At 42.9% G+C, this 9,996-nt stretch carries 5 protein-coding genes and 2 pseudogenes; 4 read left to right on the top strand and 3 right to left on the bottom strand.

What is annotated here, in order from left to right:
• The first annotated feature begins 631 nt into the window (after nucleotides 1-631).
• Nucleotides 632-2,197, top strand: a complete 1,566-nt coding sequence (locus PX481_RS28060) for a B12-binding domain-containing radical SAM protein (RefSeq protein WP_288023959.1) — start codon at nucleotides 632-634, stop codon at nucleotides 2,195-2,197.
• A 122-nt stretch (nucleotides 2,198-2,319) separates the two neighbouring features.
• Here PX481_RS28060 and PX481_RS28055 read toward each other — a convergent pair.
• Nucleotides 2,320-2,434 (bottom strand): annotated as a pseudogene (locus tag PX481_RS28055) (zinc ribbon domain-containing protein); the annotation flags it as partial.
• A 100-nt stretch (nucleotides 2,435-2,534) separates the two neighbouring features.
• Nucleotides 2,535-4,520, bottom strand: a complete 1,986-nt coding sequence (dndD, locus tag PX481_RS28050) for a DNA sulfur modification protein DndD (RefSeq protein WP_288097218.1) — start codon at nucleotides 4,518-4,520, stop codon at nucleotides 2,535-2,537.
• A gap of 373 nt (nucleotides 4,521-4,893) precedes the next feature.
• Between dndD and PX481_RS28045 the strand changes: the two genes are divergently transcribed.
• Nucleotides 4,894-6,537, top strand: coding sequence for an alpha-keto acid decarboxylase family protein (locus tag PX481_RS28045; protein WP_002761119.1), 1,644 nt, complete (start codon nucleotides 4,894-4,896; stop codon nucleotides 6,535-6,537).
• 144 nt (nucleotides 6,538-6,681) lie between these two features.
• Nucleotides 6,682-8,073: an IctB family putative bicarbonate transporter gene (locus PX481_RS28040; protein WP_288097216.1), complete on the top strand. Its 1,392-nt coding sequence runs from the start codon at nucleotides 6,682-6,684 to the stop codon at nucleotides 8,071-8,073.
• Between the two features lie 135 nt (nucleotides 8,074-8,208).
• Here the strand turns inward: PX481_RS28040 and PX481_RS28035 are convergent, their stop codons facing one another.
• Complete coding sequence (locus PX481_RS28035; RefSeq protein WP_288097214.1) at nucleotides 8,209-9,132, bottom strand: AAA family ATPase; 924 nt, start codon at nucleotides 9,130-9,132, stop codon at nucleotides 8,209-8,211.
• A 254-nt stretch (nucleotides 9,133-9,386) separates the two neighbouring features.
• Between PX481_RS28035 and PX481_RS28030 the strand changes: the two are divergent.
• Nucleotides 9,387-9,854 (top strand): annotated as a pseudogene (locus PX481_RS28030) (hypothetical protein); the annotation flags it as partial.
• Nucleotides 9,855-9,996: the final 142 nt, after the last annotated feature.

The raw sequence follows: 9,996 nt of genomic DNA, 5'->3' as shown, positions 1-9,996 counted from the left end.
TCAGGGAAAAAGTACCTGAATTTTCCCCTCAATCACTCCAATGGTCGGCACTTTTTGAGGTCAAAAAAGTCTAAAAGTATTATCCAACAAGGTTTTTATATTTATTCAGCAAACCCTAAATAGGACTATAATTACCAGTTATTTAATTTATTCATCTTCCAAAATTAAAGAGACATAAACTATATTTTATGGTAGTTGAGTCATGATGGGTCGGGATAAAATAGTGTAATTACGCTTATGTTTACCTGACCAGAAATAGTCATTGTCCAGATGTCTAGTAACTGGTGTTTTTCCGATAAAACAGACTTCCTAGGGACTGAAACGAAACCCTTACTATTCGGTGCTTGCGAATTTTAAGAGGGTTTTTCAGAATCAGCATTTTTTAGGGAACCTACCCAAAAATACCCAAAAGAGGCACACAGCCCCCAGAGCGCGTTGATAAAAATGGGAAAACACGAGTTTTTAGCAAGCATCGTGCATTTAGTTGTGCTAATCTCGAAAAAAATGCGGTTTTTTCACGATTTATTTAGAACTAATTTATTAGTAAAAAAAGATGTTAAAACAGTCTTGATCGACTTGGGCTTTGTGGCTAGTATGTAAAGCATCTAGCTTCTTCATTGGAGACACCTGAATGAAAGCCCTATTACTGTGGCCGCTGATGCCCAACTCCTTTTGGTCCTATCAAGAGACTTTAGATCTAGCCCGTTTAAGATCAACCAATCCGCCCCTGGGTTTAATTACGGTGGCAGCCCTGTTACCATCGGATTGGGAAATCCGGTTTGTTGATCGCAATGTCCGATTAGAAACGGCTTCCGATTGGGAGTGGTGCGATTTGGTCATCATCTCCGCCATGATCATTCAGAAAAAGGACTTTCAAGAATTGATTGCCAAAGGGTTGCAGTTGGGTAAAAAAGTGGCGGTGGGCGGGCCTTACCCCACCTCCTATCCAGAAGTTGCCCAAAAAGCTGGAGCAGATTACCTGATTCTGGATGAAGGAGAACTGACAATCCCGCTGTTCCTGGCGGCCCTGGAGCGGGGTGAACCGAGTGGTGTCTTTAGAGCCAGCGAGAAACCCGATGTCACCATGACACCGATCGCCCGCTATGATCTACTAGATCTGGATGCCTATCTGGCGATTACCGTGCAGTTTTCTCGCGGTTGCCCCTTTCAATGCGAATTTTGTGACATCATCAACCTCTATGGCCGCAAACCGCGCACCAAAACCCCAGAACAAATGTTGGCTGAGTTGGAGACGTTATATCAACTGGGCTGGAGGCGCTACATTTTTGTTGTCGATGACAACTTCATTGGCAATAAGCGGAATGCCAAGGTGTTTCTGCGGGAGTTGATCCCCTGGATGGAACAACACCAGTATCCCTTTAAACTGATTACGGAAGCTTCCCTTAATCTGGCCGAAGACAGTGAACTGATCGAGTTAATGGTCAAGGCCGGCTTTATGCTGGTGTTTATGGGGATTGAGACACCAGATACCGATAGCTTAATGGGCATTAACAAGGTTCAAAACACCCGCCAATCCCTGATCGAATCCTGTCACAAAATTACCCGCATGGGGCTGCAGATTATGTCTGGCTTCATTATCGGTTTTGACAATGAGAAACCTGGCGCAGGGCAGCGGATCAAAGATTTTATTATGGAGGCGAGTATTCCCCAGGGGCAGTTTAGCCTGCTCCAGGCACTGCAAAATACCGCCCTGTGGAATCGCCTGCAACGGGAAGGTCGTCTGGTGGATGGCATGGGCACTTTCCATCAGGGAGCCATGATGAACTTTGAGCCAACTCGCCCGGTGGAAGAGATTACCGAAGAATACATCGACGCTTTCTGGGAAATCTACGATCCTGTTAACTACCTGAAACGAACCTTCAACCATTTCATGATGATGGGGGGATGGCGCGGCAAATCGAACCGTAAATTAGATGGGCAACAGTGGCAATTGTTCCGTTCCTTGCTCTGGCGGCAGGGGATTGTCCGACCGACGCGGTTCCGTTTCTGGTGGCAACTGGCGGTGATTGCCTGGGTCAAACCCCGTCTGCTAGAAGAGTATCTAGCGACCCTAGGGATAGGTGAGCATTTTTTTGCCTATCGCTATGAAGTAAGAGAACAATTACTAAAACAACTAGCCGATTTGAAGCAACAGAAAGCAAGGGTAGCCCAGCTGGAAAAAACGCTCAAAAACTAGACAATAGCGCCGACGAACAGTCATTTATCCCTAAACAGCGCTCTTGAATCCTACCCCAAAGTAGAGCAACAAAAAGCGAGTGGGGTTGTTTTACTGTCAAGTCAGTTGACATACTCCCACCGTCAAGCTAGGCTGTGACGGGGGATTCTTTCCACATTGCTGTTAGAAATTCCTTGCTTCGACGAGACGGCTTAGATTCTCAATGTCTCCATTAAGAACCCAGAGACCCGACTCTCCCCCCCCAAAGGCTTGGATTGAGTGATAAAATTGGAAGTAATACCCGATGTCTCAAGTTAATTGGGCGAGGATTTCGTGGGAATTTATCTCAGTCATAATCTTACCAAAAGTAGCGGTCGGGGTGAATAGTGGTTTGACGTTGTTGGGAATTATATTCTAGCAGGTATTTTCTGGCGATTACTTCCTGTTCTTCTAATAAGAGTAGCTCATTTTGTCCAATTTCTGTATCGGTAGAGAGGAGGATGACTTGAGAGGAAGCGGCGGGAAAATAACGTTCAACTAAATTATGGCGATGGGAAGAATCTAAACGTCCGAGGGGTGTATCGATAGCGATGGGTAAATCTCGTCCGGAGACTCGCGCTAATCCCCACAAAAAAGCGATCGCTAATAGTTGTTTTTCTCCGGCAGAAAGACGGTGTTTAGGCACATTTTGTCCATCGGGGCCAAAGAGAGATAGACCAAAAGTATCAGCATCGATCGCTATTTTCTGCACCAGATCGGACTTATGCAATAAATAACGAAAACATTCCGCCACTTCTCCCTCTAATCTATTTAATTTTTTTAAAGTTAAGCGTTCCTTAAATACTTTTAAAGTTTGCTGTGCTTTGACAATAGCATTAACGATATGTTCGTTATTTTGCGATTCTAAAGCTTTCTCACTATAGGCAAATAATTCTTTTTTATTTTTCTCAATTTTCTTTTTAATTTCCTCGTAATTTTTGTGGCTTTGCTCGTATTCTGCTTGAGCATTTAGATAGTTTTTCTGAGCGGTTTTTAAGTTATTACTCAGGGTTTCGTATTCTTCGGGAGAGGCTGCTACTGCTAATTCTCGCTCTAAATTATCTAAGTCAGCTTCCAGATTTCTTAATTGTTCTATTGCTTGATGAGCGAGGTTAATTTGTGCCGGTAGTTGATGGGTTAAGACTCGATTTAATAACTCGATCGCCTCCTCGTCTAAATCTAAGTAAGAAGTAACCAAAGAATCGTTATCCTCAGCTAAAAACTTATTTTCTTGCTGTAAAAATTCTCTAATATTGTCTAATTGCTCTAAAGTTAAATTCAGTTGTTCTAAATAAGCAAGTAACTTTTTATCTCTGGATTCTAAAACCGATTGAGCGACTTGAGACGATTGAAATTTTAGCTCTTTTTCTCCCTGAATTTTAGCCGCTTCTAGGAGAGGAAAAATTAACTTTAATGGTAAAAATTCCCCCGCCAATTGACCTAAATATTCTCTCTGTTTATCTAACTTTTTATCTAAATCCTTTTTTCTGCTCTCTAATTGACTTCTTTCGGCGGCAATTTTTCCGCCATCAATGCGAAATTTATCCGAGACTGCATCAAAATCATTTCTAACCAAATCTAAATTTTTTTGTTGAGTTTCCATCTCTTGTCTAGCCAATTCCAAATCTTCTTGGTACTGGGCTAATTTTTTCTCAATAGCTTCAATAGTTGCCAGTTCATTTTCTGCTGCTAATAGCCGGCGCTTGCGACTAGCCAAAATATCAAGATCAACTGCTAATCTTTCCGCTAATTCTAACCCTAATAAAGTCTGCATCGAATCCTTAACGCTGTCAGGAGGTACATCCTGTTCTGCCAATTCTTTTACCTGTTCCCCATCAAATAAAAAGAGGTTAGAAATACCCAAAGGTAATAAAGTTTCAATATATTCATCCCAAGTATTAGCTAAGGCAGGATCGGGCCAATCCTCATCTAAAATACCGAGGGTATCCTTACCATCTTTGGGCTGTTTTGTCCAGTATCTAACGATACGATATTGTCGCCATTGTTCATTAACTAGATGTTCAAAAGCCAATTCAATTCTCGCTTGATCGATGAGGGAAGCTTGATTATTAACTGCTTGACTGAGAAACTCGGCATAACTTAAATTATTGCGAGTAGAACACTTTGCCCGCGCACCGTACAAAGCCAAACGAATCGCATCCATTAAAGTAGTTTTACCGCCGCCATTCATGCCTCCCAAAAGGATAATCGGACAGGAATTGTTGTCTTTTTCGGGACGTAAATTAATCACTTGACGACCGGCGTAGGGACCGAAATTTTGCAAAACTAATTCAGTAAAAATCATTAACAGTCAGCCTTATTTAAGTCGAAAGTTTTAGGGAATCTCCTGTAAAAATTATACCTGAAAAAGTGCCGCAGATATTTTTTTACACCCAAGAGAAAAACCCCAGATTTTATACTATAGCATTGATCACCAGCGCTAGATATAATTAGGGTCTGCGGAAAAAACTCTAAGATCCCCCCGCCTGTCGGCACCCCCCTTATTAAGGGGGGCAGGGGGGATCGAGTGCAAAACCTATCTTCTATTTAATTGCAAACAGCTACTTAATTAAAGTCTGCTGATTTTTACTTTCTAGTTCATTACTGGGCATGAGCCTATTTTTTGAAAAAATCGTTATGATCGGCGTGAAAGTGCCAACACAGGGGAGAAAATTGCTATGATCACGATCGGCGAATATTTATGCCAGCGTCTCCATAATTTAGGGGTTAATCATGTTTTCGGGGTGCCGGGGGATTATGTCCTCGATTTGATGGATGTTTTGGTGGAAAGTCCGATCGAATTAGTTTGTACCTGTAATGAGCTTAACGCGGGTTATGCCGCCGATGCCTACGCGCGAGTCAAAGGTATGGGCGCTGTCTGTGTCACCTACGGAGTCGGGGGATTTAGCCTAGTTAATGCTGTGGTCGGTGCTTACGCTGAAAGAGTTCCCCTGGTGGTAATTAGTGGGGCTTCCGATCGCTCGATTCGCCGGGATAATTTATTATTACACCACACCACGGGCGATTATAATCTGCAATTGTCCATCATGGAAAAAGTCACGGTTGCCTCGGTTATTCTCACTAATTCTGCCCAAGCAGCCAGTCAAATCGATCAAACTTTAACAGCTTGTTTGCATCACAAACGTCCCGTGTATATCGAAATTCCCCGGGATCTAGTCTATCGTCCCTGTATCCCCTCAGAAAAGCCAATTTATTTAACCGATAATCTCACGGATGCTGCCGCTTTAGAAGAAGCCATTGAAGAAGCGGCTTTTTTATTAGAAAAAGCGGAAAAACCAATTATTTTAGCAGGGGTAGAATTCCATCGGTTTAAACTCCAGGATAAGTTGCTGAAACTTTTAGAGGTAACGGGTTATCCCTTAGCCACCACTATTTTAGGTAAGTCGTCAATTTCGGAAATGCAGCCGCAATTTATCGGCACTTATGTGGGGGCATTAAGTCGCGAATACGTTAGTCAACGGGTGGAAAATGCCGATTGTGTCCTCTGTTTAGGGGCGATCATGTCCGATATGAATTTAGGCGGATTTACGGCTAATTTAAATCCCAATAATTTGATTAATGCCAATTCCGAGAAGATCAAGATTAAACATCACTTCTATCAACCAGTATTCCTAGGGGATTTTATCGAGGGTTTAATTAATAAGCTAAGTCACAAAGAAGCGGCTACACTAGAGATTAAACCTGCGGCCGAATTGAAGAATTTAGAATTCATCGCCGTGGCAGAGCAAAAATTAACTAATGCTCGTTTTTATGAGCGAATGAATCATTTTATCGCTCAAGAATCTTTTGTTATTTCTGATACAGGGGACGCAATTATTGCCACAATTGATTTATTAATGCCCCAAAAAACCGACTTTATCGGTCAAGCATTTTATCTCTCTATTGGTTATTCAATTCCCGCCTGTTTAGGAGTAGCTTTTGCCGCACCAAATACTCGTCCTATCGTCTTTGTGGGGGATGGTGCTTTTCAAATGACCGCCCAAGAACTTTCGACAATTATCCGTCACCATCTCAATCCAATTATCTTTTTAATTAATAACGACGGTTACACGATCGAGCGGGTAATTCAGGATAATATTTATAATGATCTACAACCGTGGAAATATCACCAATTACCAGCAGTATTTAACGGGGAAAGTTGGAGTTGTCAAGTCAGGACAGAAGGGGAATTAGAAAAGGCTTTATCGATTGCCCAGGGTAACATCGATCGCCTATCATTTATTGAAGTACATCTCGATCGTTTTGACTGTTCCCAAGGCTTAACTCGTTTAGGTCAAGCTTTACGTTCACCCCATGCCTAGACTGGTTATACTATTAGGTTTTGACTGTGTGAAGCTGCCCTAAGACACCAGACTGAAACTCTTTTGGCTCCCAAGAGTCAACAATTAAGATACAATCGGTATCTTAATCAAAGTTTGCTGGTGACAACCGCAACTAAAAACCCTATGAATGCTTTTTGGAAACAAATCACCCTATTGAACTTTTCGCCCGCTTCTTGGTCAAAATATAGCTATCTGCATCGTTTCGTCGGCCTTTTTAGTCAATGGCGACAGGGTAGCCAGTTTGTGCAGTGGACAGAACTGATGGGTGCGCTGTTAATCTCTCTCCTTATCGCCACTGCGCCTTTTTTCTCCACCAGTCAAATCGGTTTTTTGCTGTTAGCAATAGCGGGTTATTGGCTACTCTTAACCCTTGTGGATGAAGGCAAAATTGGGGTGACACCCATACATCTTTTGGTACTTTTATATTGGGGAATTGCCACGGTTTCTACGGCTTTTTCTCCCGTTAAAACCGCAGCCTTGGAAGGATTAATTAAATTAACTCTCAATCTCATCTTTTTTGCCTTTACCGCCCGAATCATGCGCTCACCACGCCTAACAAATTGGATTCTGACTACTTTAGTTTTAACCGCATTAGTAGTCAGCGTTTACGGCATTCGTCAGCAAATTTTTGGTGCGGAACAGTTAGCAACTTGGAACGATCCCACCTCAGAATTAGCGGGAGATACTAGGGTTTATAGTTATCTCGGTAATCCTAATTTATTAGCTAGTTATTTATTCCCTGGTATTGCTTTTAGCGGTGCAGCCTTGTTTGTGTGGCAGGGATGGCTACCGAAAATTTTAGCGGCTTTATTAACTTTAGCCAATGCCGCTTGTTTATTTTTTACCGAGAGTCGTGGCGGTTGGATTGGTTTGATGGTCTTAGGAATCGTCTTCTTATTGCTATTATTTTATTGGTTCAAAAACTATCTACCGTTATTTTGGCAAACATGGCTTTTACCCTTAATTTTAGGGGGTTTAGCCGTGGTGATTTTAGGGGCGATTTTATTGGTGGAACCGCTGCGAATTCGGGTGATGAGTATTTTTGCAGGCCGGGAAGATAGTAGTAATAACTTTCGGATTAATGTTTGGGATGCAGTTATTCGCATGATTCAAACCTATCCACTTTTGGGCATCGGACCGGGTAATGATGCTTTTAAGAAAATTTACCCCCTATTCATGAAGCCAAAATACACGGCTTTAAGTGCCTATTCTGTGGTATTAGAAATCATGGTAGAAACGGGAATTATTGGTTTTACCTGTTTCCTCTGGTTATTAGTCACAACTATCGGCCAAGTCATCCATCAAATTAAACTTTTACGCGATAAAATGGATAGTCAAGGCTTTTGGTTAATCGGGGCAATTGCCGCTATGGCTGGAATTCTTGCCCACGGTTTTTTTGATACGGTTTGGTATCGTCCCCAAGTTAGTACCCTCTGGTGGTTAGTTTTGGGTTTAATTGCTAGTCGTTGTGGCGTTGTCAAGTTTGAAGATGATGGCGCATCAGAGCAGACTTGAAAACGCTTTAAGAGTAAGGCTCTCGTTGTGTCGCAATTCATTCTTCATATTCTGATCTGACAACGCCAGTCGTTGTTATTCCCCCACTAGGGGTTTTGAGCGCGGCAATTCTCTCCTCTAGGGGTTCAAAGTAGTTCAGGCACAGATGCGATCCTCGATCGCCACCGATTGCAGAAGTCTTTCCACGATAGCTTTAGCTTGACGACCGTGACTAGGAATCAGACGATGGCAGAAGACGTAGGGAGTAATAAACTTAACATCATCGGGAATAGCATAATCGCGACCTTCGAGGAAAGCGTAAGCTTGAACTGCTTTTTGCAAAACCACACAACCCCGGGGACTGACTCCTAAACTAATATCTTCGTGATCACGGGTAGCGCGGACTAAATCGACGATATATTGCTGTAAAGCAGGAGCTACCCGGACCAGACTAACTAATCTTTGCAATTCTCCCACCTGTTCTAGGGAAATACAAGCTTCTAGGGATTTAACCGTCTCTTGAGAATGCTGTCTTTGTAACATTTTTAGTTCTTCTGTGGCGCTGGGATAACCCAAACTCAGGCAAACGGCAAAACGGTCCATTTGCGCTTCTGGAAGCGGAAAAGTGCCTTGATATTCGATCGGATTTTGGGTGGCGATAACAAAGAAGGGTTGGGGGACCGGCCGCGCTTCTCCATCGACGGTAACTTGTTTTTCTTCCATGACTTCTAGAAGTGCCGATTGAGTGCGCGGGGTGGCCCGGTTGATTTCATCGGCCAACAGGACGTTAGCAAAAGCGGGGCCGGGGATAAATTCAAATTCGCGACTGTTGGGGTTCCAAATCGTCGTTCCCGTGATATCACTAGGAAGGAGGTCGGGGGTGCATTGTACCCGTTGGAAACGACCGTTAATTGAACGCGCTAAGGATTTAGCTAAGAGGGTTTTGCCGACTCCGGGGACATCTTCGAGGAGAGCGTGGCCACCACTGAGTAAAGCCACCAGCACAATGCGAATCGATTCGGTTTGGCCGACGATGCTCTGGCTCAAATTTTCCATCAAAATATCAATAGCGTCTCTCATAGCACAAATGGGGGATTTTGTCAAGAAGATTAATGTTAAGTTTTTTTGATCTTAACGATTCTTTTCCTAATTTGCCCACACTAGCGAGGAAAGTTGACAGACAATGGCGGGAAATTTCCTACTAGGGAGCTAATCGGGGTTAGGGTGGCGAGCAGGGAGAAAATTAGTTAAGAATTGTTGCCAGTGGGCGAAATCAAGATTTTAAGTCGGTTCAGTACGGTAAAATCGAGAAGAATTTCTCTTAATCAGTGAAGATGAAAGCCAGTTCGCTCGTTTTTAGTCTTGTTTTAGGAATCGCTGCCAGTACATTAACCAATAGTTTACCCGAAAATTTTACTTTCAATTCTCGGAAAATATTGGCTCAAGATCAGGCTCCTTCCTGTCCTCTTCCTCCAGATATTGCCATCACTTTTCGCAATAGTGAATGTCAGGCAGTTACCCTAGAAAAACCCCAGACTTTCTTCCGTTATTATAGTGACGAAAATTACAAAAAAGGTCGTTTTCTGACCACGGATCAATATACCACCAATGTGGAGGTGATCAGAAATTTAGCCCTCGATCAAAAGTGGAATCCTCCCAATCAAGCGACCAAAGTGGTATCGGTGACTTTACCTGCGGGAACAACGGTTTATCAAGGAATTGTCGCCCCCCAGAATCCGGCTGATTGTTATCCCGGTGGTGGTCAGCAAACTTTTATTAAAGACTCGCGAGATGCCAATATACCTGGACTTCCCCCATACAGAAATACTAAAAAATTAACAAAACCCTTACTGCCTGGAGCTTCTCAGAAAAAATTGAAAAGACGCTACTGGGTACATTTTCCCTTTGAAAATGGCTGTACCGTTGACTGTATCTAGAGTAGAG

This window comes from Microcystis sp. M53603_WE2, from assembly GCF_030065435.1.
This window is presented reverse-complemented; position numbering and strand designations above follow the sequence as displayed.